We start from the raw sequence: 26,407 nt of genomic DNA, 5'->3' as shown, positions 1-26,407 counted from the left end.
TCGACCCGCGCTACCACCTTCCCAACGACGACGAGAGGACCATCATGAAACGCTCGATCCTATTCGTTTACCGCTATCGCATACCCATTTACTACGCCGCAGGCGTGCTTTTGATCGCTCTGCTGGTCGCCGGGAAGCTTGGCTTCCGGGGCACGATACCGCTGGAAACCGAACTCGCCATTGGCGCACTCGTCACCTTGGCGGTGTGCGCGATCCTGTCGTTCACCGTGCCCACGATGCTGCCCGTCGAAGATACCCAGACGGTTGCCTCGCCGGTGCGGGGGCGCTGGCTGGGCATGAACAGCCCGCAGACGAAGGTGCCCAGCCATGGCGTCCGTGCCTACGGCCAGGCCTACGCCATCGACCTCTGCTTCGAGCCGGAAGGAGCGACTCGACCCGACTTCGGTGGACGCATGCCCGCTCGTTCGCCGAACGAGTACCCCGCCTTCGGTGAACCCGTCTACGCCATGATCGACGGGGTCGTGACCCGTTCCTCAGACTGGCGACGTGACCACCTTGCGCGTTCGAACTGGTTCGGATTCATTTACATGATGATCGAGGGCATGATCCGTGAGATCGGCGGACCGGGATTCATTGTGGGCAATCACATTGTGATCCGCCGTGCCGATGGCGTCCATGCTTTGGTGGCCCATCTGCAGCGAGGATCGGCCCTGGTGAAAACCGGCGATCAGGTCGTGACCGGCCAACAGATCGGACGATGCGGCAATTCCGGCAACACCACTGAGCCTCATGTGCACGCCCAGCTGATGGACAGGGCCTCGACCTGGACGGGACAGGGTATCCCGATGAAGTTCGCTCGGATCACCCTCGACGAGACACCTGAGCAGGTAGATTCGCTGCCATCCGACGACCAGCACATGGAGGCGTGATCGCGCGCCATCGATCGGCGGATCACCGAATCGAGGCTGAAGCGGGCGAATTAGATTTGGATTCCTTCACCCCTCCCGGAGTGCCCCGTCGGCTGTGGATCCGGCAGGTATCTCCCGAACGAAGAATCACGAAATCACTACGCGCGATGCGTAGAACAAGAAGCTGGACTCCCAGCAGCGTCTACATGCTCGTATTCGCTGTGGTGCTGACGGGGAGCATGCTCGTGGGCGCCCTCACACAGGTCCGCATCCCCATCTTCACCTGCTCGACCGGCAGCTGCGCCGCCACCATCTCCGCCCTTCCATGGCTGCTCGCGCCGTTCCACTTCGCGGTCACGCGATTGGTGGCCGGGTTCCTGGGCCCCTTGAGTATCTCCGCCGCCATGGGCGCATGGGTGTACTCCGCACCGCTCGAGCGCTCGAATCTGCTCATTCGGCGCTTCTTCGGCACGGTGGCCGTATTCGCCGGCCTCGGCGCGCTGCTCGGTGCTGGGGCGACGGTTTTGTTCGGCGTCCCGGTTTCATGGATCGTCACCATGGCAGGGCTCGGGACAGTTGCCGCATGCCAGGCAATTGGCCATGAGTCTGACCACCCGAAGCCACGCCCCTCCGTCTGGTTGCCGGTCATCGTGGGAGTGGCCTGGACGGGCGCAGCTATCGCCTCTTTGAGTCCAACTCTCCATGTGCCGGTACCGATGACCGTTGTGGATCAGCTGCCGACACTCGTCGCTGGTTTCTCGGCACTCGCAGGCGTCGGCGCCGTTTACCGGGCGGCACGCAGGTTGGGGACGCTGACGCGCCATCGACTCATGTCGGCCGGACAGCTTCAGTTCACATTGTCGGGCGCCGTCCAAGGCGTCGAAGCACCCTTGGCCCTGGACATCGCGACCCAAAGCACGTTCCAATCGACGGGCTCAAGGTCTTCTCTTGTGGGCAGGAGTTCCGGATTCCGCGCGCTCGTTTGGCGCGATCTGTTGCGGCTACGAGCGCACCCGCGCGTTCTCATTCCGGTCGTCCTCGTGCTGTTGGGTGCTGCCGCGCTTGCCTGGACCGGACCCCAGGCCACCGTTGTCGTCACCACGCCTTTGCTGGCCATCGTGCTGCTGCCCGTATTGACGGGATTGCGGGTGACTTCCCGGACGCCAGGGCTCGCGCGCTGTCTTCCGTTGTCTGATTTCTCTCAGCGCGCGGCATATTGTGTCGTGCCGTTGGTACTCGTGGTTGCCTGGTCGGGTTTTCTCGTCCCTACGCTGGTGCTGTTCGCTGGCTTATCGGCTCCGGAGGCGCTGGCCACCGCGTCCCTGATCGGCGTGACCGCCCTGTCGGCAGCGGTGCGTTTCGTCACCAAGAATCCGACCAATCTCGGCCTGGTTATCGTCACCGATGCCGGCCCGCTTCCGGCTGGGGTAATCATCGCTGCCGTTCGCGGCATCGACGTCCTGGCAATTGTTCTGTTCAGCTACCTACTCGGAATACCGGCATGGGCCTTGCTTCCCCTGCCGATCGCTGCCCTGTTCTTGAGCCTCCGACAACGACGCCAATGAGACCAATGGCAGCCGAAACATAGCGGCTAGATTGTGAATATGCATCTGATAATGCGGGACGGTGTTCCGGTCGCTGTGCCGGATGGGCCGATGCCGCCGCTCACGCCTGGAATGGTCCGGAAAGTTCTAGAACAGATTCGCCGTTGAATTGACGAACCCAGGCGGCTCAGGAATCAGCGACGTGATTGAGCAGAATCAGCGAATCACGGTGGACGATCTCCCGCTCGTACTGGGCGCCCAGGTCCGCCGCGAGATCGGACGAGCGGCGCCCCAGCATCGCTGGTAGCTCCTCCGCACCGAAGTTCACCAGGCCACGGGCCACCAAGCGCGACGGACTCTGGCCCAGGACTCGGTCACAGCCGCCGACACCGACTGCAAGAAACCTCACCCGAAGGCCAGCACTCTCAAGGAGATCCACGGACTCCGGCTGACCGACTCATGTTGTCGGTGGTTAACGATATGGTCTTGCTGTGAGCGAGACATCGACCAACCCGGGTTTCCTTGAAGACTGGGAGGCAGCTGAAGTTGCTGCCGCTGTTCATATGAGAAGCTTCGGCTTCATTGACGCGGCCACAACCTCGGGCGGTGCAGACGGCGGCATCGATGCGCAAAGCAGCCAAGCAGCGGCCCAAGTCAAATTTCATGCGAATCCGGTCGGACGCCCCGACGTTCAGCGTATGAGGGGAGCATGCCACGATTACAGAATTCCCCTCTTCTACTCGACAGGTGGCTACACTGGGGAGGCCGTAGGATACGCAGACCAATCTGGCGTTGCGCTCTTCAAAATGGATCCTTACGGACGATGTTCACCCGTGTCTCGCAGAGCAGTATTGCTTGCTGACGCTGACCAAGAAGAGGGCCGCAAAGCAGAACTAGCTGAGATTCAGGCCCTTCGCTATAGCCTCGCTGCCATGCTTTTTGACGAAGATACGGCGCTCTTCGCCAGATATGCACAGAGCACCCGCATAAGCCCAGACCTCTGGGTTTACTACTCGTACATGGCGATTGAGCTTGAGAGATCAGTGCGCGACTTTCACACCGCCATCAATTTCAAAGACTTCGAGCGAGCTGACATCTTTTTCGAGGAAATAGAGAATCGGATAAAATTTCTCACATGGATCGTTGAAGGGACACTCCTGAAAAAGCACGCTGATCTCGCTAGCGCGATCAGCGAGGGTTGGTATGCCGATGCGACTCCGGGATCGGATTTCCTGCTGGGACGAGCGGTAATTGGGGTAAGAGAGTTGCGCGACTTTCTGCGCGACAAATTCAGCGGCCTGGAGGGGGCACTTCCGCCGGACATCTCATTAGACATGTTGATCGACGAAAAGACGATGACGGCTATTGGCATGCTCGCTGAAGTTGCTTTGGACCCCGCAATTCTACCTCAGGAGTTGCTGCGAAGGCTTAAGGTGGAAGCCCGCCAAGGGGTTGCACGAGGGCACGACGCAGCTCACCGAATCACCAAGTATCTCACTCAGCCCCAACGGGCTTCTCATCTGAATAATCCGAATGTTTTGATCTCGACTATGCTTCGGACGGACTGCCTAGTCACCCGAATTTATCGACAGCTGGACGCGAGTGATCTCTAAGAGTGGAATCGTCGTGATACGCGCGTACTTTGGTTAGAAACGGAACAGAAAAAAGCATATCTGAAACCGTTAACAAACGGACGTGGATCAATCACAATCGAGTGACTTGACCCCAAGTTATGAAGAGCGGAGAATTTTGCGTTGACGAGTTTGCAATGTGATTGCGTCGATCATCGAGTCTCGGTGAGCCGTTCCCTCGCGTACCGAGCACGCGCCTTCGCAACCAAATTAGCTGGACAGCGTTGTTACGCCCGACAACAAGCGGTCAATATCTTGTGCCAGCGATGAGCGTCTCGTAGTCGCGACCACCGTAGTAGATACCGAGAATCTCGACCGTGTCATCGGTGACGGCAAATGCGATGACAACACGGCGGCGAAAGCCGATCGTGCGCAAACCGGGCCGAAGATCGTCCCGGGCCACACCGACGAAGGGGAACTTAGTGAGCCCATCGCAGTAGTCCAAAATCGCCGAAACGTAGCCCTCGGCACGATCTGGAAACCCGGACCGATCAGCGATCCAAGTGTAGAGATCCGTCAACTGCTCACGAGCGCGTGGCGAGTAAACAATTCGACGCATCACTCTTCACTCGCGGCCGTCCGCTCCGTATGGATGCGAGCTAGGTGTGCCCGCACGTCCTGGGCGCTGATGGCCTGCGATGGGTCGGCCCGCAAGTCGTCATATGCGGTGACGACCTCAGTGCGCAGCCATGTTTCGACGGCTTCCTCCTGGGCGAACAGTGCGCGCAGGCCATCGCGGACAACCTCGCTCTCACTTGCGTAAGCGCCAGAAGACACTCGTTCCTTGAGAGCGTCGGCCATGCCGACCGGGAGGGTAATGCTGAGTTGCTTCGTCGTTCGCATAAGATCTCCACCTCCGAAGTAGGATTCAATCCTACAAGAGGGAGGCTTTCGCCTTCGCTCGCGAACGGCAGCCGAAACACAGCAACTAGATTGTGAATATGCATCTGATAATTCAGGACGGTGTTCCGGTCGCTGTGCCCGATGGGCCGATGCCGCCGCTCACGCCTGAAATGGTCCGGAAAGTTCTGGAACAGATTCGCCGTTGAATTGACGAACCCCGGCGGCTCAGGAGTCGGCTACGTGGTTGAGCAGAATCAGCGAATCACGGTGGACGATCTCCCGCTCGTACTGGGCGCCCAGGTCCGCCGCGAGGTCGGACGAGCGGCGCCCGAGCATTGCCGGTAGCTCTTCCGCATCGAAGTTCACCAGGCCACGGGCCACCGGAATTCCAGAAGGCGTCACCAGATCGACCGGGTCTCCGGCCGTGAAATCCCCGGTCACCCGGGTGATGCCTGCCGCCAGCAAAGATGCGTTCGCGCTCGTGACGGCGCGCACGGCTCCTGCGTCCATATAGAGCGCCCCACGCGCAACCGAGGCGTGCGCCAGCCACAAGAGTCTGCGCGGACGCCGCTTGTCGATCGGCGAGAATGCGGTCCCCACTCCTCCACCGGTGAGGATCTCCCCCACCTGCGAGGCGCGTCCCAGCACCACGGGGATACCCGCGCCGGTGGCGATCTGGGCGGCCTGCAGCTTGGTGGTCATGCCGCCCGAGCCGATGTTCGAGCCGATCCGATGCGTGTCGACGGTCAATGCCTCGACATCGGAGACAAAGCTGATCGGCTCCGAGCCGGGCTCGTCCGGATGCGCGGTGAACAGCGAATCGACATCGCTGAGCAACAGCAGCGCGTCCGCACGCACCATCTGCGCGACCAGCGCCGCCAGCCGGTCATTGTCGCCGAAATGGATCTCGTGGGTGGCGACCGTGTCGTTCTCGTTGATGACCGGCATCACGCCCATCCGCAGCAGGGTGCCGAGCGTGCGCAACGCGTTCGCGTAGCTCGCCTGCCGGGTGACATCCTGCACGGTCAGCAGCACCTGCCCGACCAAGATCCCGCGCTCGCGGAACAACTCGGTATAGCGCTGCACCAACAATCCCTGGCCGACCGCGGCGGCAGCCTGCTGATGCGCCAGATCTCGCGGACGCTTGCGCAGCCCGAGCGGAGCCAGCCCCGCGGCGATCGCCCCGGAGCTGATCAGCACGATGTCGTGGCCGTCGTCATGAGCGTCTGCCAGCGCGCTCACCAGGGCAGCGATCCGCTCCTCGGCGATACCTTGGGACGCGCTGCTCAGCGATGACGAACCGACCTTGATCACCAGCCGGCGTCCGGTTGCAACCTGCTGACGGACTTCCTCCTCGCTCAGTGCACCGTCGAAATCGGGGCCCACCATTACTGCTCGCTCTCGTCATCACGGTCATGCGCCGAACCGCTGGAAAGTTCCTCGTCGAAATCGCGGGCCATCTCATCGGCCAGCGCCTTTTGGTGCAGTTGCCGCCAGTCGTCATCGCGGTCGGCGTCGCTCATCACCTCGTCACGGGCGGCATGGTAGGCGGCATCCATTTCGCGGCGGCGCTGCACCGACGGACGCACCTCGTCCAGCCGCTGATCCTCACCACGGCGAGAGAGCAACTCGGCTCCGGTCTCGATCTGCGGAGCGAAATCGAAGACCACCGGATGCGTCCCTGCGCCGATGGCCACCGCGTCACCAGGTTCGGCACCCTTCGCGATCAGTTCGTCCTCTACGCCCAACCGGTTCAACCGGTCGGCCAGGTAGCCGACGGCCTCGGCGTTGCCGAAGTCGGTCTGCCGCACCCAGCGTTCGGGCTTGTCACCCTTCACTCGCCAAACGAATCCACCCTCGCCATCGCCTTGCTTCTTGATGGTGAATTCCGGGCCCGAGTGACCAACCGGTTCAGGACGAATCACGATCCGCTTCATCGGTGCTTGCTCGATCTCGGCACGGCGTTCGCGGACGATGTCTGCCATCGCAAACGTCAGCTTGGTCAATCCTTCACCGGTCATCGTCGAGATCGGGAAGACACGGAAGCCCGCGGCTTCGATATCGGCCTGGACGATCTCAGCCATCTCCCGGGCGTCCGGAACATCGATCTTGTTCAACGCGACCAGCCTGGGACGATCCTCCAGGCCCCCGTGGTTGGCGAGTTCTTGCTCGATGATCTTCAGGTCGCCGAGCGGTTCGCGTCCGGGCTCCCAGGTGGCGCAGTCGATGACATGCACGATTGCCTGGCAACGCTCGATGTGGCGCAGAAAGTCGTGGCCAAGGCCGCGTCCCTCGCTGGCACCCTCGATCAGCCCGGGCACATCGGCGACGGTGAAGGTCGTGTCGCCGGCCACCACGACCCCCAGGTTCGGGATCAAAGTGGTGAACGGATAGTCGGCGATCTTGGGCTTTGCGGCCGAGATCGCGGCGATCAGGCTCGACTTGCCTGCGCTCGGAAACCCGACCAGCCCGACATCGGCGAGCACCTTGAGTTCGAGGTCGATGATGCGTTCTTCGCCCTCTTCGCCCAGCAGTGCGAACCCCGGGGCCTTGCGGGTGGACGACGCCAGTGCGGCGTTACCGAGTCCGCCTTTGCCGCCGGACGCGACGACCACCTCGTCCACCTCGCCGAGGTCGGCCAGCACCCGGCCGGTCTGCTCGTCGGTGACGATCGTGCCGGCCGGCACATCGAGAATGATGTCTTCGCCATTGGCGCCCTTGCGGTTGTCGCCCATACCTGGCTGCCCATTTTGCGCCTTGCGCACCGACTGCCGGTGGTAGTCGACCAGCGTAGTGAGCCCCGGCTCGACGCGCAGGATCACCGATCCCCCGTTGCCGCCGTTGCCGCCGTCGGGGCCGCCGAGCGGCTTGAACTTCTCACGATGCACGGACGCACAGCCATGCCCTCCATTGCCGGCGCTCACGGTGAGCCGGGCGCGGTCGACGAATGATGGAATTGCCATGAATAATGCCTTCTGAGAATCCGTACCGGCAGCGGACGCCGCCTGGGTCGCGTCCAGCAGGACGCACCTGGCCAGTCTACTAAGGACACCAGGCACGATCATTGCCAGCCGAATGAAACACATAATCCTGGACCGGCGCCCGGTGAAAGAATGACCTGCGGAGAGGCAGGTCACAGTGGACATCACGTTGGGCAATATCGTCTTTCTCGCGGTCGCCGGCGTGGGCGCGGGATTGGTCGGATACCTGGCCGGACTGATGTCGCTGATCAGCTACCCCGCGCTGCTGGCAGTCGGCCTATCGCCGCTGACGGCGAATGTCACCAACACCTTGGGCGCTATCGGCGTCGGTGCGGGTGCCGCAGTTCGGGCGGGTGACCAGGTGATGACCGCCGGCAAAACACGGGCCTGGCAGCAATTCGCGGTCTGCGCGCTGGGTGGCGGCACCGGTGCCGTGCTGCTGTTGGTCACCGGCGAAAGCATCTTCGAAATCGTTGTGCCCTGGCTGATCTTGTTGGCATCTCTCACCTTGTTCGTCAGCCCGCGCCTGAAAAAACTGTCCAGTGGTATCGAACGCTGGCCGCTCTACTTGTTCGTCCTGTTCTTCGTCTGCCTCCATGGCGGCTATTTCGGGGCGGGCGCGGGCGTGGTGTATTTCGCCGTGGTGCTGCTGCTGACGACCTATCCGTGGCCGCGCGCCGTGCTGATGAAATCGGTACTGCTCAGCATCTCGAACTTGATGGCGACAATCATCTTCGTGGTCTTCGCCCCGATCGACTGGGTTGCGGCCATCATCTTGTTCATCGGTAACCTGATCGGCGGAAACCTCGGCCCGCTCGTGCAGAGATACATCCCCGAGAAGATCAGCCGCTGGGCGATCGCCCTCGGCGGCGTCTATCTGGCCTGGTCATTGTGGAAGTGAACCGGCACTCCGCCCACCCGCGCCGGCCAAACCTCGTTCGGTTCGTCATCTATCAGGCCCTCGCGACCGGCTCGCGCCTCTTGCCATTCTGGTGGCGGGACACACTCCTGCATGGTGGGAACCAGAATTGATCAGTCATCTCTGACCTGATCTCTGCAACGCCGGCTAGAGCCGCAGGCGCATCTGCGATGGTGCGGCCCGATAGACTTCGAAGACCCGATCACGCGCTTCGAGGAGCAAGATGCCTGAAGTTCTCGCTTATGCCACAGACGACAAGAACGCCAAGTTTTACCGGACGACGATCACCCGCCGTGAGCCCGGGCCCACCGAGATCTATTTCGAGATCAAATACGCCGGCATCTGCCACTCCGATATCCATACGGCACGCGGCGAGTGGGGGCGGACGATCTATCCGCTGGTGCCCGGACATGAGATCGTTGGCATCGTTACCGAGGTTGGTGACCAGGTCACCAAGTTCAAGGTCGGTGACAAGGTCGGCGTCGGCTGCTTCGTCGATTCCTGCGGCGAATGCGAACAGTGCGTGAGCGGCCACGAGCAGTTCTGCACCGCCAGGCCCGGAACCATCATGACCTACGACTCGATCGGTCGCGACGGAGAACCCACCTATGGCGGCTACTCCCAGGGCATCACCGTCGAGCAGGACTACGTCATCAAGATCCCTGACGAGATCCCGTTTGAGAAGGCCGCCCCGCTGCTGTGCGCAGGCATCACGCTGTACTCGCCGTTGAAGCACTGGGGCGCCGGGCCCGGCAAGAAGGTCGCCATCATCGGGATGGGCGGGCTGGGCCATGTCGGCGTCCAAATCGCTGCGAAGATGGGTGCCGAGGTCGTCGTGATCAGCCAAACCATGAGCAAGAAGGACGACGGACTGCGCTTCGGTGCCAGTGACTACTACGCGTGGAGCAACCCCGACCGGCTCAAGGAGTTGCGCGGCTCCCTCGACTTGATGGTCTCGACCGTCGCCGCCACCGCCGATCTGGATGCCCTACTAAAGCTGCTGAAGCCTGGCGGTGTGCTGGTGGACGTCGGTCTGCCCGAGCATGCGAGTACCCTCCGCCTCTCCAGCCTCACCAGCGGCAACAAGGTGTTGGCGGGCTCGCAGATCGGCGGTATCGCCGAAACTCAGGAAGCGCTCGACTTCTGCGCGGCCCATGGTGTGGCTCCGCAGGTGGAACTGATCTCCGGTGATCAGATCACCGATGCCTACGACAAAGTGGTGGGCTCCCAGGTGCGTTACCGCTACGTGATCGACACCGCCACCTTCTGACCGAGATCATAGGGCCCGCCGCCGAAAGTCTGATGGCGGGCCTTCTTGGAATCCAGCCGCTCTGCCACGGTACCGACCGATTCCTGGGACCGCGCTCACCGGCCCTTGCTCCGGCTTAGGAGGAGGGAGGGGAACCCGTTGGGTGTGCGAGACGTCACAAGCTGTTTCGCAAAGGCCGCACAGTAGATGGACACCGGTAGGTAAACGAACGAGGAGCCGGACGCTAACGCGTCCAGCCCCTCGCTGCCATGACTATCGGTTACAGCGCCGAGGCCTCAGGCCTCGCTGGGATCGACATTGATGACGCGGCGTCCGCGCCGGCTGCCGAACTCGACCTTGCCCGCAACCAGCGCGAACAGGGTGTCGTCGCCGCCACGGCCAACGCCTTCACCGGGATGGAAGTGGGTGCCGCGCTGGCGGACGATGATCTCGCCAGCGTTGACCTGCTCGCCACCGAAACGCTTCACGCCGAGACGCTGAGCGTTGGAATCACGACCATTGCGCGAGCTGGACGCGCCTTTCTTGTGTGCCATCTCTTGCTACCTCAGCCTTCGATTCCGGTGACCTTGACCTGGGTGTACTTCTGACGGTGCCCCTGGCGCTTCTTGTAGCCGGTCTTGTTCTTGAACTTCAAAATGTGGATCTTCGGGCCCTTGACCTCGCCGAGCACCTCGGCGGTGACCGAAGCCTTGCCCAATCCCTTGGCATCTGTGGTGATGTCGTCGCCGTCAACCAGCATCAGCGGCTGTAGGGAGATGCTGCTACCGGCCTCGTCTTGGACTCGGTCGATCTCGACGATGTCACCCACGGCCACCTTGTGCTGGCGGCCGCCACTGCGCACGATCGCGTACACGCCTGACTCACTCTCGCTCGTCCGTCCCCAACGATCAGGAACGGAACTCCTTGTTCTGACTTGAAAGCGTCTCGCCGCCATCACTGACTGCCATGACGCCCAACGCTCTACGGCGGCCCGGCGGGCAGATACCCACGCAGGACGCACCGAAGATCTATGTTATGTCGTGCCCCGTCAGCCGGTCAAACCGTCGGCGCCTGGTTGGCATCGACTTGCTCGCCGGTTTCTGAGCGCGCGGCCTCCAGCTGGGCGGCAGCCTTACCAGGCAGCAATTCGCCTTGTCGCGCTGTCGGCTCCGATCCGGTCGAAGCGCCGCCGGTGCCGTCGCGGCGCTCAGGCTCTGTAGCTGCCTGATCGTCCGTTTCAGCAATCGTCGGCACCGAGTCAGCGGCCGGCTTCTTGCCTTCCGCCGGCTGTTCACCATCAAGATGGCCGGATGCAGAATCCACACCCTCCAGCTGATCAACGGCTTGCTCGTCTGCGGCGGCCTGGTCACCGTTGTGATGCCTGGACGCAGCAGCGGCCAGCCTGGCGGCAGCCTGCTTGGCTTCCTCCGACGGTTGTACCTGGTTGGCCTTCGGCTGAGTGGCCTCGTCCTGCTTGGCGGCCTTCGACTTGTTGTTGTTCGAACGCCGGCGGTTGCTGTTTCCCGAACCCTTGCCGCCATGTCGCTCTCCGCCGTCGGCAGGGGCCTGCGAGTCGACGGGCTCGTCGTGGCGGATGTATCCGCGTCCACCACACTGCTCGCACTCATCGGTGAAGGCTTCTGCCAGTCCGGTGCCGATACGCTTACGGGTCATCTGCACCAGGCCGAGGCTGGTGACCTCGCTGACCTGGTGACGGGTACGGTCCCTGCCGAGACACTCGACCAGCCTGCGCAACAACAGTTCGCGGTTGCTCGGCAGCACCATGTCGATGAAGTCGACCACGATGATGCCACCGAGATCGCGCAGCCTCAGCTGCCGAACGATCTCCTCGGCGGCTTCCAGGTTGTTGCGGGTGACGGTCTCTTCGAGATTGCCGCCGGAGCCGGTGAATTTTCCGGTGTTGACGTCGATGACGGTCATCGCCTCGGTGCGGTCGATCACCAGGGAACCGCCGCTCGGCAGGAAGACCTTGCGCTCCAGGGCCTTGCTGATCTGCTCGTCGATGCGGAACTTGGCGAAGGGATCACCTTGTGAGTCGTCCCACTTGACCAGCCGTTCGGCCAGATGCGGGGCGACGTGGTCGAGGTACTCCTTGATCGACTCGTAGACGTCGTTGTCGCCGCCGTTGCCGGCCACGAACAGATGCTTGAAGTCTTCGGTGAAGGTGTCGCGGATGATCCGCAGCGTCAGGTCGGGCTCGGCATACAGCTGATGCGGGGCCGTGTTCTGTTTTGCCTTCTTCTCGATCGCTTCCCACTGCGCCTTCAAGCGCTCGACATCTGCGGTCAGCTCTTCTTCGCTCGCACCCTCGGCGGCGGTACGCACGATCACCGACGACTCTTCGCCGACAACCCGGTCGAGGATCTTCTTCAGGCGATGCCGCTCAGAATCGGGCAGCTTGCGGCTGATGCCCGAAAGGTGTCCGCCCGGCGAATAGACGACGTAGCGTCCGGGAATCGAAACGTGACCGGTCAGCCTGGCCCCCTTGGCACCCACCGGATCCTTGCTCACCTGAACGAGCACGGTTTGGCCCGACTTGAAAACCTGCTCGACCTTGCGGCGATCGGAGTTCACGTCGTAGGCGTTCCAGTCGACCTCGCCCGCGTACAGCACCGCGTTGCGGCCGCGTCCGATGTCGATGAAGACGGCCTCCATGCTGGGCAGCACGTTCTGCACTCGGCCCAGGTAGATATTGCCGATCAACGAGGTGGACGAACGACGGTCGACATAGTGCTCGACCAGCACGTTGTCTTCCAGCACCGCGAGCTGGGTGTAGTCCTCGCGCTGGCGGACCATCATGACCCGCTCCACCGATTCACGGCGGGCCAGGAACTCGGCCTCGGTCAGAATGGGCGCGCGATGGCGTCCGGCTGCCCTGCCTTCACGGCGGCGCTGCTTCTTCGCCTCCAGCCGGGTCGAGCCCTCAATGCCGGCAACTTCGTCGCTGGCCCGTTTGGGTTCGCGAACGCGCACCGCGACATCTCCGTCAGCCGAATCGTCCGAGTGACGGCGGCGCCGACGGCGCCTGCGGTTGGACGATCCGCTACCTTCGCCGGACTCGTCGCGGTGTTTGTCCTCATCCGACTTGGTGGACGATTCGCCATGCTCGGCATGCTTCGACTCGTCATGGTCGCCCTGCTCGTCCTCGGTGTTCTCGCCCGACTCGTCATCGGAACCGGACGACTTGCGGCGACGACGTCCGCCTCGACGGCGGCGACGGCGGCCCGAGGTGCCCTGCTCGTCGTCCGTATTCTCGGTTTCCTCGACCGACACCTCGGTCTTCTCGGTCACTTCGACGGTTACGGTCGTCTCGCTGGATGTGCCCGGCTTCTCCGGGTGGCCGGCATCGCCAGGAGCGGACTCTCCCTCGACGAGCCCAGCCACCGCATCCTCGGCCTCGTCTTCGGCGGCTTCGACTACCGTGTCGTGCCGGTTGGCCTTGCCCGCCTTCGAATCGGTCTGCTTCGCGGCTTGTTCCACCGCCTTCTCACGCAAATCGTCATCTTCGGGCTGGCCCGCGATCGCTGCCGCCAGTGATGCCAATGCCTGCGCCCTGTCGACGTCGCCGTCGGCGGCCTTCTCCGACCGGCTCCGCCTGGAGGTCGCCGTCTCGGCCGCGGCCAGCGCGGCCTCGATGTCGGAGACATCCAGCCCCTCACCGTCTTGTGAGGTTCCCGTCTGCTTGCGTGAGGTGCGGCGACGCGATGGCTTGGGAGCGGCACCCTTGGGCTCTTTCGTTGCCTCGGACGACGGTTCGGGCGAACCAGCAGTTTTGGCGTCGTCGGCCGTCGAGGAGACGGATTCGCGGTTCAGGCCCGGGATCTCTCCCTGGGGCTGTTCGGCTGCCGCATCGGCGTCAGTGGTGTCGGCTGCCGAGGACGCGTCCGACGTGTCTGCCGAACTGGCCGAGGCGGATCGACGCGAACGCGTGCGAGCCGGCTTGTCAGGGTTTGTTTTCTTCTTCGCCGACGCTCTCTTCTGCGCGGGCTTGTCTTGCTTCTCGGTATCGGCCGCCGCGGTCGCAGCCCGATTCTGTTCGGCATGAGAAAAGACCGGCATGTCGATTCCGGCCGGTGAATTCGAGGTGGCCGGGAGAGCCACCCCCGACTCGGTCTCGCGACCCGTTGGAGCTGTCGTCACGGATTCGATTGCCTTGGGTTCACTGCCCTTGGACGCGAGCGCCTTGGGGTCGGTCTTCTTGGAGGCGGCGATCTGTGGTGGGCCGGCAGGGCGGGTCTTCGAGCGCCGTCCGCTGGGGGGACGCGGCAGGTCGTCGGCCGGCGCCGCGGGTGCATTTGCACTCGCTTGATTGCCTGTGCCGGCGGATTGCTGATCGGACGCCGGGGTCTGGGGCCTTGATTCGGGGGGCTGCGTTTCGGGAACCGGAGTCTGTGAAGCAGAATCGGGGGCTTGGTCAGCGGGGTTCCAAATTTCGTTGTCACGCGAATTATCTTCGAGCATGGACGCTCCTCTGCACCCTGGGGTGCGGCTCATTACCGTGGCGAGCCACGGCCAAAACTGTCGGTGCAGCCGGGGTTCCTCATCCCCGCGGTCACCGCGCCAAACCCTGGCAGCGGACTCGCACTGGCACTCGCGCAATCTTCTCGATCAGCGATGCAGTGGCGTCGCGGTTGGATGATGATCATCCCGGCAGCTCGTGCCGGCGGCACGATTACCTATTCGCAAGTATGCCACAGCGGACCCGATTCTCCGGGATTGTTGCCTGCAGTGAGCGCCCGTCAGTATCGGCGCCTCCTTCGGAGAGCGGACTGCCGTCGTGCCGCCGAATGCGGTTTGACGAGGCGTGTCCATGAGATCCGAAAGCATGGCGGAACACATCACGCAGTCGTTGTCACGACCGGCGCTACTTCAGTGGGTCGCCGACCTCGCCCGCCACCAGCGGGCCTTGCGCCAGCCGGGTTGCCCGCGGCGTGTCCAGATCGTCCATGAGTTCGGGCTCGATGATGCGCAGCGCTTTCGCCACATCATCGGGACGCACCAGCGGTTCGCCGTGCCTGATCACGAACTCCAGCGCGCCATCGCTTGCCCAGATCTTCACCAATGCCGGCCGGACGTCGAAGTGCCGTTCGCCCTTCTTCGTCATCCGGACGACCTCTACCTGATCGGCGTCGGTGAGGGCGCCGGCCAGTTGTGGGAGCGCAGCCACCTCGACACCGGGCAACTCGAGGCGCCACCATGAGGCTTGGAGCAGACCGGGCAGGTGGCGTCCGCCCGCCTCGACGACCGCGACGACATCGAATCCTGGCGGGAGCGCCCGGTTGAGTGCGTCCTTCACCTTGTCGGGATCGCAGCGTTCACTCAGGCCCAACTCGACATACTCGGCTTCGCTGGCGGTGCCGGTCGGCGCAGCCCCCGCATATGAGATGCGAGGGTGCGGAGAAAAGCCGGACGAGTATGCCATCGGCACACCGGCCCTGCGCAAGGCGCGCTCCAGTGCGCGTCCGAAATCACGGTGGCTCGCGAATCTGGCAGTACCCCGCTTGACGTGGCGCAGATCCAGCTTCTGCACGGGTGGTGGTTGCTGCGGAGGTTGCCGATGAGCCATAAGACGACAGCATACGAGAACCCGACCACGATCGTTCGCGGGCTGGGATCGGGTGGTCGGGCCGAGGACGTGACCGCCTGCCCAACGGCGGTGATGCAAGATTCGGCAACAGTATCGGCCCGTCCACACAATCGGCCCCTCCATACAGATGTCCGGAGCCACAGGCAGTGGGCCGCGTCCTGACGATTCAGAGTAGGCTCACACCTGGCTTGGCCTGCTGACCCCGGCTGCGCCGCATTGCTGCGCAATCAGCGGCGCGCGGTGGTTCTGGGCGCTCCATCGCCACGACACCGCACCCATGCACCGCACTCTCCGAAAGGCACCATGCGCACCTCGAAGACGTCCCTGTTGCTCGCCGCGATGGTGACGCTGACGGCCTTCAATCTGCGCACCATCGCGGTAGCGATCGGACCGGTGTTGCCCTCGATCCAAGAAGAGCTCGGCATGTCGCAGACCGTCGCCGGGCTGCTGACCTCGCTGCCGACGTTGTGTTTCGCGCTCTTCGGGTTCATGGCGTCGAGCATCGGCGAGAAGCTCGGGCTGCATAGGGCCATCCTCGCCGCGATCACCATCAATGTGATCGGCCAGGTGCTGCGGCTGAACGCGCAGTCGACAACCGGGTTCATGGTCGCCAGTTGCGTGGCGCTGGCCGGCATCGGCGTTATCAATGTGCTGCTTCCGCCGCTGGTGAAGAGGCATTTTCCGTTGCGCAATGGCCTGGTGACCTCGTTCTACACGACGAGCCAGTCGATCGGTTTGACCGTGGCCAGCCTCTACACGGCGCCATTGGCGATCGCTTTCGGCAGTTGGCGTGGCGCCTACTGGGTGTGGGCCGGAACCGCGGCGGTCGCTGCGCCGCTGATCATCTGGGCAGTCGTCCGGTTCCGAGACACGGGAGCCACCAAGAAATCGCGAGTATCCATCTGGGCGGTCGGACGCACCAGGCTCGGCTGGATGATGGCCATCTTCTTCGCCATGCAGTCAGCGCAAGCCTATGGGCAATTCGGCTGGCTGCCGACCATCTACCAGGCCGCCGGATTCGACGCGGTCGAGGCCGGCAACTTCTTGGCGATCGTCGCCGGAGTGGGAATCCCGTTCTCGTTCATCATCCCCAACCTGACCGTGCGGATGAAGAAGCCCACCTGGCTGATCATCGGTATGGCCGCTTTCGGCGTCGTCGGCTACGGCGGTCTGCTGTGGAATCCGCAAGTGCTGCCCTGGCTGTGGCCGATCTTCCTTGCCGTGGCCGGCGCGTTCTTCCCGATGATCTTGGTGCTCATCGGTGCCCACACCAAGACCCCCGAGGCGACGGCCCCGCTGTCGAGCTTCTCGCAGTCGGTCGGCTACGTGATCGCCTGTCTCGGGCCGTTCCTGATGGGTGCCTTGAAGGACGCGACCGGCTCGTTCATCGCACCGATCTGGGTGCAGCTGCTGATGTTCGCACCCCTGGCGGTCTGCGGTGTCATCGCGTCACGTTCGGGCATGCTCGAGGACGAACTGCCCGCCTGATAGGCATCGATCCGGGAAAGTCCGTTGCCGACGCGATCCGAAAAATAGGATCACTTCCCGGCAACGATTACCCCGACCTTAGGACGCACTCAGGCAACTCCAAATCGACTGTCCGGACGCACGTCAGGCCAGCGAGCGGTGCACGACCCGCAACGGCAGTAACGATTCCCCGCTGGGGCCGATCTCGATGTCGACGCCCATCTCGGGGCAGACGCCACAGTCGTTGCAGTCGTCCCAGCGGCAGTCGTGCACCGATTCTCCGGTGATCGAGTCCTGGTAGTCCTGCCACAGCCAGTTGCGGTCGAGTCCGAGATCGAGGTGATCCCAGGGCAGCACCTCAAGCTCGGAGCGCTCCCGCATCGTAAACCAGTCGAGGCTGACGCCTTGAGGCTCCAGCTGCTCGGCGGCGCAGCGGATCCAGCGTTCGTAGTTGAAGTGCTCGTTCCAGCCGTCGAAGATGCCGCCATCGCGCCACACTGCTTCGATGACCTTGCCGACCCGCCGGTCGCCGCGGGCCAGCAGGCCCTCGATCAGGCCCGGATGGCCGTCCGACCAGCGGATGGTGATGGCTCTGCCACAAGCCCTATCATCGCGGACGCGCTGCTTGAGCTGCCGCATCCGCTCGTTGGCGATCTCCGGATCGGTCTGTGCCACCCATTGGAAGGGAGTATGCGGTTTAGGCACGAACGCGCCGATGCTGATGGTGCAGGCGATGTCGCGGCGTCCGGCGGCCTTGCGTCCGGTTTCGATGACCCGGTGCGCCATGTCGGCGATCGCCAGCACATCGTCGTCGGTTTCGGTGGGCAGCCCGCACATGAAGTAGAGCTTCACCGACCGCCAGCCGGACGAGAAGGCCGCCGCGACGGTAGCGATCAGGTCGTCTTCGGACACGTTCTTGTTGATGACGGCGCGCATCCGCTCGGTGCCGCCCTCGGGAGCGAATGTCAGGCCACTGCGGCGTCCGTTGCGGGCGAGCTTCTCGGCGAGGTCGATGTTGAAGGCATCGACGCGGGTGCTGGGCAGCGACAGCGACACGTTCGAGCCCTGATAGCGGTCTGCGAGCTGTTCGGTGATCTGGTCGATCTCGGTGTGATCGGCGCTCGACAGCGAGAGCAGGCCGACCTCCTCGAGGCCGGTTGATTCCAGTCCGTGCTCCACCATCTCGCCGATCACCGGAAGGGTGCGCTCCCTGACCGGGCGGGTGATCATGCCGGCCTGGCAGAATCGGCAGCCGCGGGTGCAGCCGCGGAAGATCTCCACCGAGTAGCGCTCGTGCACGGTTTCGGCCAGCGGCACCAGCGGCGCCTTCGGGTAGGGCCATTCATCCAAGTCGGTGAGAATCCAGCGCTTGACCTGGTAGGGCACGCCCGGCTTGTTCGGGGAGATCTTGGTGATCGCGCCGTCGGAGCCATATGAGATGTCGTAGAACTTGGGCACATAGAACATGCCCGTCTGGGCGAGCGTCAACAGCAGACCTTCACGCCCGCCTTCTTGGTCCGATTCGTGCCAGGCTCGGACGATCCGGCTGAGCTCCAGCACGGCCTCCTCGCCATCACCCAGCACCGCGACATCAATGAAGTCGGCGATCGGCTCCGGGTTGCAGGCGCAATGCCCGCCGACCACCACGATTGGATCGTCTTCCGCCCGATCGACACTGCGCAGTGGGATGCCCGCCAGGTCAATCGCGTTCAGCAGATTGGTGAATCCGAGTTCGGTCGACAGGCTCATCCCGAGCACATCGAAGCTCCTGACCGGGCGATGGGTCTCCAGGCTGGCCAGCGGAACATTCCGCGCACGCATCAGGGCTTCCATGTCGGGCCACACCGAAAAGGTACGCTCGGCCAAAATCCAGTCGGTCTCGTTGAGCACCTCGTAGAGGATCAGGTTGCCCTGGTTGGGCTCACCGACCTCGTAGGCATCCGGGTACATCAGCACCCAGTGCACGTCGACGTCGTTCCAGGGTTTGGTGACCGCGTTCAGCTCGCCGCCCACGTATTGGATCGGCTTGGTGACATGGGCCAGCAGAGGTTCGAGCTGATCGAAGATGGAGGCCGGTTCAGCTGCGCGAGTAGTCATATCGCAGGCAATGGTAACGCCGGACGTCCCGGAGATCGCCGTCGGCGTCTGGGCTGAGTTGCACAGACGGTCGGGGTTGCCGCCGTTAGCGCGAAAGATAAGCTCACTTTCCGGCAACCCAACCCAAAGCTGAAAGAGACGCTCTCTACGACACGGCGGAGTTCACTTCAAGCCTGCGTCCGCCCGCGAAAATCAGCGCTCCCAGGGACGCGGATTGACCAGCGGGTTCTGCGGTTGAGCCGGCGTGCTCTGCCCGGGCGTCCACTCTGGAGGGGCGCTCTCAGCGGGTGCCGGGGGCTGAGTCATGGCACCTGGACCGGTTTCGGGAGGGTACGGCGCCTGCGGTGATCCGGCCGGCCAGGCAGCGGACGGCTGAGCGAAGCTGGCCGGCTGCCCGGCCTGGTTGCCGAACGCGATGACCGGATCTGCCATCGATTCGGCGGGTGCCGCGACCCGTTCTATGCCGCGCTTCTTGGCCCACCAGCAGATCAACACCGTGGCGAGCGTGATGACGCCTATGCCGATCAGCACCTCGGGGCCGGCAGCGCCGGCCGAGCGATCGAACATGTCGCTGATGTCGGTGAACGGCATGGTCGATTCGCTCAGTACGTTGTTGACCACGTGCATGACGATGCTCGCTTCGAGTCCGCCGGTGCGCCAAACAAGAACGCAGGACGCCGCTCCGAAGAAAAAGTAGTAGGCATTGAGCCAGGGGTCTTCCGCCATGTGGGCGAACATGAACAGTGTGGACGAGACGATGAGCCCGATCGCCAATCCGAGCTTCTGATTACCGAAGAAGCTTGCCGCGGCACGATTGACCACGCCACGGAAGGCGTATTCCTCGCCGGCAGATTGCAGCGGCGTGGTGATCAGGATTCCGACGATCAGTAGCCAGGTGTCCCCGTTGACCGTGAGTTCATGGATGCTGCCGTCGATGGCCATCGCAACCCAGTCATAACCGATATAGAGCAACCAGATCGGCACGATGACGATGGCGCAGCGGCCCAGCCAACCCCAGCGGATGCGTCCGGTCACGCTCGCCATGAAGCCGGGGCGCTGTTTGAAGATCGCCGCCGAGATGAAGAAGGCGACAAGAATCAAGGCTGCCAGCGCCGCGTTGTTCGCCAAGAACAGCCCTGCGGTCATCTGGGTACCGTCGAAGCTCATCAGGTCGTCAGGATTCAGGGCTCCTCGGGCGACATCGGCAGCGATACCGATGGCACTGAAGATCAACGAAGTGACAAGCATCCCGATGCCGCCGACCACCACCGCGACGACCGGACGCCACCAGCGCCAGTTGGGTGCCCGCCAGAAGAACGGATAACTCGTCGGTTTGGTTGGCAACGTGGGTTGGAACGCCCGTGGGTAGTTGATGCTCATCAAGCGTCCAATCCCGGGAACCAGAGCGCGATCTCGCGGGCGGCGGATTCCGGAGCGTCCGAAGCATGGACGAGGTTCCGGTTCTTGAAGAGCGAGAAGTCGCCGCGGATCGTACCCGGGGTGGCCACGGCCGAGTCGGTGGCACCGTTCAGCGATCGGACAGCTTGGATGGCCCGCTCTCCCTCCAGGACCATCGCTACCAGAGGGCCGGAGGTGATGAACTCGGCGAGTGCCGGGTAGTAGTCGCGCCCGACATGCTCCGCATAGTGCTGCGCTGCCAACTCGGCATCAGCCTGCCGCAATTCGAGCGCGACGATTGCCAATCCTTTGGCCTCATAACGGGAAATGATCTGCCCGACCAACCCGCGGAAAACTCCATCGGGCTTGACCAGCACCAAGGTACGTTCGACTGCGCTCATAATTGAACACTACAAGGAGCCCTATCGCACGCCTTCAATGCAATGAAGTCTTGACAGCTCAGCCGGTGAGGATATCTGGCACAACACCAACCGATGGCGGTGCTACTCACCTTGCGATTGAAGCAAGGCCCTGTTCTTCTCCTCGGAAAGACGTGCGCTTCGAACTCTGCCGCTTGCCACGTAAGGCGCCACGAGGAACACAGCCAGGGCAACTATTGCCCACAACCAACCGAAGCCGACGTAAACGAGTACGACCCCGGCCACCGCACCAAGCCAGTACCACCGTTGCCGCAGCATTCGTGGTCCGCTCACACGCTGTTGAAGAATCGCGTAGTCCACAGCCAGTGCAGCCAAGGCCGGATTCTCCACTTCCTTCCCTGCGTTCACAGCGCGAAGCACGCCCTCGCGACCTTCGCGGTCGAGCGCAGCAAGTCTTGCCATGGCAGTGGAAGCCGCGTCATCGCTCGGCATGATCTTGTGCCCCCTTCCATTTGTTCGTCCGGACGGTCACCGCCAAGCAACGCCCGTTGCCAACAGCATAATGGCGCAGTCACGATTCGCACCGATGGATCTCGCAGAGACTCATTTTGACCGCCGCGCGATCTCGCTTGGAGTGTGGCCCGGAAACAGCGATCGTTGGTCTGCGGTGGTCAGAACCCGAGTTCTTCCTGCAGCTTCTCGAGTATCTCGCGGATCTCGCCGGCCAGATACACCGAGCCGATGACCAGTACTGCTGCTTCGTCGCCACCTTGCTCGGCAAGCCCCCTGGCGAAATCGATGGCCAAGGGGCTGAGGTTTGCGTCAACTGGGTGGACGTCAGATCTGCGCCAAAGAGATCCTGACGGGCAAGTAACCAAAAGAGCGCGCATCGCGAGCGATCGTCCGCGCGATATACCTAACACGACAACGTCGGCGACCGTTCTGATGGGCCACACCGATTCTCATCAACCCATACAAAAACCGTTTTGAAAATGTTAGCGTCGAATCAACATCGAAGAAAAATCGATGTCACCCTCAAAGTTGAAGGATACAACAATGCTAAAAAACACCTCTAAGTCCATGCTGATCGCGTCGGGCATCGCATTGTCTATGGTCTGTTATGGTGTAGCCCCTGCAAGTGCCGAGCCAGATGAGGTCACGGCTCAACTTGAGACCGCTGCCGAGGTCGTATCTCGGGTCGATCCCCAGGTGACTACAACCGACACTGTCGAACCAACTCTGGTGGACCCGGTCAACAGCAGCATCCAATTTCTGGATACTCCAGTTGTCCTGAGCGATCAACTCACTACCAATATCGGACTAGGCGACGGAGTGCAGGCGGTCGCCGGAGAGACAGTTGACTACATTATTCGAGATCTGTCGGACTCAACAACCCAGATCCTAGCTGTCATGAGCTCAGAAGAATCCTCGACAACTCAGTCTTACCAATTCACTGGCAAGTTCTTGGAACCTGCACAGGATGGCTCGGTACTAGTTCGGGAATCGCCGGAGGGGGAGCCAGTCGCGATGATTGACGCTCCGTGGGCCAGGGATGGCGACGGTAAGGCGTTGACGACTGAGTACCAAATCCAGGGTGATACTCTAGTGCAAACCACCGCGGTCACCGATTCAACTGTCTACCCTGTTGTTGCCGATCCGAGTGTGAATCAACACTGGTGGGGTTGGAGCGTCGACTTCACCTGGGGCGAGACCAATACCATTGCTAATGGCAATGCCTATTGCACAGGCCTGGTCGCCGGGCTTGTGTTGACCGGTATCGGAGCGATAGGAACTGGCGCCGCAACAATTGCTTGCGCCGCTCTCGTAGGAACCGCCAGCATTGCACGCGGCAATGGTCAGTGTGTCTCGGTCAATGTCGTCGGCGCCGTCCCCGCCCTGACTTGGACGCCCTGGATCCGGAACTGTTAACGAGAGGCGGCCTCGCATGGCTTCGTACTTTCCTATATTCGTCGTAGGTTTCACCATCGCGCTTTGCATCATTGTGATCACGGCACCCGACCCCTTGAATTACAAAAATCCTCTAGTGTGGGCAGTGTTCATAGGCGCGGTGTGTGTGTCAGGGATCCTTGCAACTGCCCAGGATGCTCAGTGGAAGCCGGCCGTCGGCATAGCTTGCGCCGTTCTTCTCGGCGCAAGCTGTGTGATCAGACCGCTAACGCAGAGGCGACGGAACGGCGGGCTCGAAAAAAACATGTGAGCCTAACGCCGACACAAGTTGACCCGAATGCGCCATGAGATTCCGCATACGCCTGGCCCTGCAAGCATCTAGGAAATGTACTTCGACTCAAGCTTTCTGACCCCTATAGGTCGGAGGACCAGTCAGGTGGCTGGGTCGCAACGATACGTCGCGACCCAGCCACCAGTTTGTGCCCGCTTAACTGAGCCGATTCAGGCAGCACGTCATGGTAGCCATAAATCTCACGCACGCCTGAACTCACAAGCCGAGTTCTTCCTGCAGCTTCTCGAGTATCTCGCGGATCTCGCCGGCCAGATACACCGATCCGATGACGAGTACTGCCGCTTCGTCGCCACCTTGCTCGGCCAGCCCTCTGGCGAGATCGATCGCCAGCGCGGGTGTCGCGGCGGCACGCACCTGACCTGGCTCGAATGTCTCCTCGGCCAGTTCTTGAATTTCGGCCACCGGCATGGCTCGCTGGTTGCCGGGCATGGTTGTCACCACGATGGTGTCCAGTTCTTGGGCGAGCAGCCCCATCACTTCAGGCACCGGCTTGTCGCGCATCATCGCGACCACGCCGATGAGCGGCTGGGCGGTGAACGCCTCGCGCATGCCCGCCAGAGTGGCCGCGACGGCATCGGTGTTGTGCGCGGTGTCGAGCACCACGAGCGGGTCGGAGCCGACGGCCTCCAGCCGAGCCGGAGCCTTGACAATCCCCAGTCCTTCGGAAATCACCTCACCGCTCAACGCTGACCCGCGGAATGCCTCGGCCGCCGCCACCGCCAGTGCGGCATTTCGGGCCATGTACTCGCCGTGCAGGGGAAGAAAGATGTCGCCCATCGGCCCGTCGGCCGTCTCGATTCGGATCACCTGACCTCCGACCGCCAACTGCCGATCGACCAGTCCGAAATCGGTTCCCTCCCACTTGGCCGGCACACCGACCTCGAAGCAGCGCTTCATCAGCACTGCCGCCGCTTCAGTCACCTGATCGGCGAGAACCGCGACAGAGCCGTGCTTGATGATGCCCGACTTCTCGCCCGCAATCTGGGCGATGGTGTTGCCGAGCAGGTGGGTGTGGTCGAGCGAGATCGGCGCCACCACCGCGACCTGTGCGTCCGCAACGCTGGTGGCATCCCAGCGTCCGCCCATGCCGACCTCCATGATCGCCACGTCGACCGGGGCGTCCGCGAATGCCGCGTAGGCCATGCCGGTGATGACCTCGAAGAAGGTCAACGGGACGCCGCCGATCAGCCGGTCGTCCACCATCTGCACCATGGGTGCGATCTGATACCAGATCTCGTCGAAGCGTTCCGCGCTGATCGGCTCGCCGTCGATCGCGATGCGTTCGGTGACGTCTTCGAGGTGCGGGCTGGAGAATCTGCCGGTGCGCAGCCCCATCGCGCGAAGCAGCCCCTCGATCATGATCGCGGTGGAGCCCTTGCCGTTGGTGCCGGTGATCTGAATCACCGGGCAGGCCCTCTGCGGATCGCCGAGCAGATCACACAGCGCCTGGATGCGTTCGAGGGACGGTTGGGGGTGGCTTTCGGGCCAGCGGCCGATCAGCCAATCAACCAGCTCATCATGGCCGGCATGAATCGATGGCTGCGCTAAGGAACTCATAACTCGCAAGTTTAGGGCGCCGGACGAATACGACGGCGGTCCCACGGTGTGCAGACTGTGGGCCGATGGGTGTCTGTGCTCGCTAGCTAAGATGGAGCGCGTGGGTGCTTTGACAGGACGAGTAGCTGGGCGGCAAACGAGTCGCGATTGGCGAGACTGGGCTGGCCTGGCCGCAAGGCTGATTCTCGGCATCGGCCTGTTCGTCGCGGGCGCCTTGAAGGTCGGACGACTCGACCAGAACGTCACCCAGGTCGCGCTCTATCAGATCCCGATGCCCGACTGGGCGGTCACGGTGATCGGCTACGCGCAGCCCTTCGTCGAGATGGCCGTCGGCGCGCTGTTGATCATCGGCCTGTTCACCAGGGTTGCCGCTGTGCTCGGCACTGTTGCGATGGCTGTGTTCATCTTCGGCATCGTCTGGGCCTGGTCGCACGGTCTGCAGATCGACTGCGGATGCTTCTCGATCGGCGGTGAGCTACCCGAAGGTGCCGAGACCAAGTATGTGCAAGACATTCTGCGCGATCTCGGTTTCATCGTCTGCGGCGTCTGGTTGTGGCTGCGTCCGGCATCCGCGCTCGCGCTCGACACCTGGCTGCTGGCGCCGCTCGAGGGGGACATCGACTATTCCGATCTCGGCGAAGACGACGAGGTCGATGCCATGATGGACGCCGAGCCCAGCGGTTCCGGCCCCGCGGACGATCCACGAGTTTTTCTGCCCGCCACCGATGAGAAAGCGACCAGATGAGCAAGAGTAAGCAAAACAAGCCCAAGGATTCGTCGGGCAAGTCTGCGTCCGGAAAAGGGACGACTCCCCGGGCAGCCAGCGCCTCCCGCCGTGAGCAGTTGAGGGCGCAACAGCTGGCCGAGGCCAAGCGCAAGCGCACCCAGCGCATCATCACTGCCGCGGCCGCGGTGCTCGCCGTGGTCATCATCGTGGTCGTGATCGTCGTCGCGGTTCAGAACCGCAAGGACGACGAGCCCGGCACCGGCTCGTCTCCCAGCTCGACTGTGGCGCAGCAGGTTCCGGCCCAGGCCAACGCCGATAATTCCGGCTTGATCTACAACGGCTCGGATCAGAACTCGGCTGATCTGGTCGTCGATGTCTACATGGACTACCAGTGCCCGGGTTGCGGCCAGTTGTCGGAGCTGGTGGAGCCTGACCTCGAGACGCTCGCCGACAATGGCGAAATCCAGCTGACCTACCACGTTTTGCATGGGCTGGATGGCAGCTTCCCCGGCGACCACTCGTACCGCGCCGCCATCGGTGCGACCTGTGCTGCGCTGCAAGACGTATTCCCCGCCTACTCGCACACCGTTTTCGCCGGTCAGCCCGCCACGGAGGGTGACGGCTGGACCGACAAGCAGCTCAGTGAGGACTACCCGAAGCTCGTGGGGCTTGAGGGTGACGCGCTGACCGAGTTCCAGACCTGCTACTCCGAGCAGGCCACCGCTGATTTCGTCAAAGCGATGCAGGACGCGCTGCCGTCCTACGTGACCGCCACCCCCTATGTGGAGGTCAACGGAAACCAGTGGCAGCCCGGCAACGATGAGATCGGCAGCACGGATGCCGTCCGGCAGGGCCTTGAGCGCGCCGCCGGCTAGTA

22 protein-coding genes and 2 pseudogenes are annotated in these 26,407 nt (G+C 62.8%); 9 read left to right on the top strand and 15 right to left on the bottom strand.

From position 1 onward, the window contains the following. The first annotated feature begins 44 nt into the window (after nt 1-44). Nucleotides 45-890, top strand: a complete 846-nt coding sequence (locus QQ658_RS04010) for a M23 family metallopeptidase (RefSeq protein ID WP_286026383.1) — start codon at nt 45-47, stop codon at nt 888-890. Nucleotides 891-1,075: 185 nt separating this feature from the next. Continuing rightward, nucleotides 1,076-2,434, top strand: coding sequence for a DUF6297 family protein (locus tag QQ658_RS04005; protein ID WP_286026382.1), 1,359 nt, complete (start codon nt 1,076-1,078; stop codon nt 2,432-2,434). A gap of 166 nt (nt 2,435-2,600) precedes the next feature. On the opposite strand, the gene QQ658_RS04000 is transcribed toward QQ658_RS04005, so the two are convergent. After that, nucleotides 2,601-2,822, bottom strand: coding sequence for a hypothetical protein (locus QQ658_RS04000; RefSeq protein ID WP_286026381.1), 222 nt, complete (start codon nt 2,820-2,822; stop codon nt 2,601-2,603). A gap of 82 nt (nt 2,823-2,904) precedes the next feature. Between QQ658_RS04000 and QQ658_RS03995 the strand changes: the two genes are divergently transcribed. Continuing rightward, nucleotides 2,905-4,026: a restriction endonuclease gene (locus QQ658_RS03995; protein ID WP_286026380.1), complete on the top strand. Its 1,122-nt coding sequence runs from the start codon at nt 2,905-2,907 to the stop codon at nt 4,024-4,026. A gap of 265 nt (nt 4,027-4,291) precedes the next feature. Here QQ658_RS03995 and QQ658_RS03990 read toward each other — a convergent pair whose 3' ends face one another. From QQ658_RS03990 to obgE, 4 genes and pseudogenes are all read right to left on the bottom strand, one after another. Continuing rightward, a complete protein-coding gene (locus tag QQ658_RS03990) occupies nt 4,292-4,603 on the bottom strand; it encodes a type II toxin-antitoxin system RelE/ParE family toxin (RefSeq protein ID WP_286026379.1) in 312 nt (103 codons plus the stop codon). A 134-nt stretch (nt 4,604-4,737) separates the two neighbouring features. Then, nucleotides 4,738-4,845: pseudogene (locus QQ658_RS15510) on the bottom strand (ribbon-helix-helix domain-containing protein); the annotation flags it as partial. A gap of 267 nt (nt 4,846-5,112) precedes the next feature. Beyond that, nucleotides 5,113-6,276, bottom strand: coding sequence for a glutamate 5-kinase (proB, locus tag QQ658_RS03980; protein ID WP_286026377.1), 1,164 nt, complete (start codon nt 6,274-6,276; stop codon nt 5,113-5,115). Further along, on the bottom strand, nt 6,276-7,850 hold the full coding sequence (gene obgE, locus QQ658_RS03975) for a GTPase ObgE (protein ID WP_286026376.1): 1,575 nt from the start codon (nt 7,848-7,850) through the stop codon (nt 6,276-6,278). The genes proB and obgE overlap by 1 nt, the downstream gene beginning before the upstream one ends. 175 nt (nt 7,851-8,025) lie before the next feature. Between obgE and QQ658_RS03970 the strand changes: the two genes are divergently transcribed. Further along, on the top strand, nt 8,026-8,769 hold the full coding sequence (locus QQ658_RS03970) for a sulfite exporter TauE/SafE family protein (RefSeq protein ID WP_286026375.1): 744 nt from the start codon (nt 8,026-8,028) through the stop codon (nt 8,767-8,769). 241 nt (nt 8,770-9,010) lie between these two features. Further along, nucleotides 9,011-10,057: an NAD(P)-dependent alcohol dehydrogenase gene (locus QQ658_RS03965; protein ID WP_286026374.1), complete on the top strand. Its 1,047-nt coding sequence runs from the start codon at nt 9,011-9,013 to the stop codon at nt 10,055-10,057. Between the two features lie 275 nt (nt 10,058-10,332). On the opposite strand, the gene rpmA is transcribed toward QQ658_RS03965, so the two are convergent. The 4 genes and pseudogenes from rpmA to QQ658_RS03945 all read right to left on the bottom strand — a co-directional run bounded on the left by rpmA (nt 10,333) and on the right by QQ658_RS03945 (nt 15,587). Beyond that, nucleotides 10,333-10,590 carry a 50S ribosomal protein L27 gene (rpmA, locus tag QQ658_RS03960; RefSeq protein WP_286026373.1) on the bottom strand — a complete coding sequence of 86 codons (258 nt, stop codon included), beginning with the start codon at nt 10,588-10,590 and terminating at the stop codon, nt 10,333-10,335. Between the two features lie 11 nt (nt 10,591-10,601). Then, a complete protein-coding gene (rplU, locus tag QQ658_RS03955; protein WP_286026372.1) occupies nt 10,602-10,910 on the bottom strand; it encodes a 50S ribosomal protein L21 in 309 nt (102 codons plus the stop codon). Nucleotides 10,911-11,524: 614 nt separating this feature from the next. Further along, a pseudogene (locus QQ658_RS03950) lies at nt 11,525-14,116 on the bottom strand (Rne/Rng family ribonuclease); the annotation flags it as partial. A gap of 805 nt (nt 14,117-14,921) precedes the next feature. Beyond that, nucleotides 14,922-15,587 (bottom strand): TIGR03936 family radical SAM-associated protein, encoded by a 666-nt coding sequence (locus QQ658_RS03945; protein ID WP_286026370.1) that lies wholly within the window; start codon nt 15,585-15,587, stop codon nt 14,922-14,924. A gap of 360 nt (nt 15,588-15,947) precedes the next feature. Between QQ658_RS03945 and QQ658_RS03940 the strand changes: the two genes are divergently transcribed. After that, nucleotides 15,948-17,132, top strand: a complete 1,185-nt coding sequence (locus QQ658_RS03940) for an MFS transporter (protein ID WP_286026369.1) — start codon at nt 15,948-15,950, stop codon at nt 17,130-17,132. A 123-nt stretch (nt 17,133-17,255) separates the two neighbouring features. Here the strand turns inward: QQ658_RS03940 and QQ658_RS03935 are convergent, their stop codons facing one another. The 5 genes from QQ658_RS03935 to QQ658_RS03915 form a co-directional block, all read right to left on the bottom strand. After that, a complete protein-coding gene (locus QQ658_RS03935; protein ID WP_286026368.1) occupies nt 17,256-19,208 on the bottom strand; it encodes a TIGR03960 family B12-binding radical SAM protein in 1,953 nt (650 codons plus the stop codon). Between the two features lie 192 nt (nt 19,209-19,400). Then, complete coding sequence (locus QQ658_RS03930; protein WP_286026367.1) at nt 19,401-20,588, bottom strand: CPBP family intramembrane glutamic endopeptidase; 1,188 nt, start codon at nt 20,586-20,588, stop codon at nt 19,401-19,403. Beyond that, nucleotides 20,588-21,007 carry a nucleoside-diphosphate kinase gene (gene ndk / locus QQ658_RS03925; protein ID WP_286026366.1) on the bottom strand — a complete coding sequence of 140 codons (420 nt, stop codon included), beginning with the start codon at nt 21,005-21,007 and terminating at the stop codon, nt 20,588-20,590. The genes QQ658_RS03930 and ndk overlap by 1 nt, the downstream gene beginning before the upstream one ends. A 102-nt stretch (nt 21,008-21,109) precedes the next feature. After that, nucleotides 21,110-21,478: a hypothetical protein gene (locus QQ658_RS03920; RefSeq protein ID WP_286026365.1), complete on the bottom strand. Its 369-nt coding sequence runs from the start codon at nt 21,476-21,478 to the stop codon at nt 21,110-21,112. 179 nt (nt 21,479-21,657) lie between these two features. Further along, on the bottom strand, nt 21,658-21,792 hold the full coding sequence (locus tag QQ658_RS03915) for a hypothetical protein (RefSeq protein WP_286026364.1): 135 nt from the start codon (nt 21,790-21,792) through the stop codon (nt 21,658-21,660). A 250-nt stretch (nt 21,793-22,042) separates the two neighbouring features. Between QQ658_RS03915 and QQ658_RS03910 the strand changes: the two genes are divergently transcribed. Next, entirely contained in the window at nt 22,043-22,915 is an 873-nt protein-coding gene (locus tag QQ658_RS03910) for a hypothetical protein (RefSeq protein ID WP_286026363.1), read from the top strand. Between the two features lie 526 nt (nt 22,916-23,441). On the opposite strand, the gene QQ658_RS03905 is transcribed toward QQ658_RS03910, so the two are convergent. Further along, entirely contained in the window at nt 23,442-24,803 is a 1,362-nt protein-coding gene (locus QQ658_RS03905) for a bifunctional folylpolyglutamate synthase/dihydrofolate synthase (protein WP_286026362.1), read from the bottom strand. A 100-nt stretch (nt 24,804-24,903) separates the two neighbouring features. Between QQ658_RS03905 and QQ658_RS03900 the strand changes: the two genes are divergently transcribed. Beyond that, a complete protein-coding gene (locus tag QQ658_RS03900; RefSeq protein ID WP_286026361.1) occupies nt 24,904-25,548 on the top strand; it encodes a DoxX family protein in 645 nt (214 codons plus the stop codon). Continuing rightward, a complete protein-coding gene (locus QQ658_RS03895) occupies nt 25,545-26,405 on the top strand; it encodes a DsbA family protein (protein WP_286026360.1) in 861 nt (286 codons plus the stop codon). Before QQ658_RS03900 ends, QQ658_RS03895 begins: the two co-directional genes overlap by 4 nt. The last annotated feature ends 2 nt before the right edge of the window (nt 26,406-26,407 follow it).

It is taken from the genome of Propionimicrobium sp. PCR01-08-3 (assembly GCF_030286045.1).
GTDB lineage: Bacteria > Actinomycetota > Actinomycetes > Propionibacteriales > Propionibacteriaceae > Brooklawnia.
The sequence above is the reverse complement of the archived record's forward strand: the minus strand, read 5'-3'. Positions and strand labels throughout refer to the sequence as shown.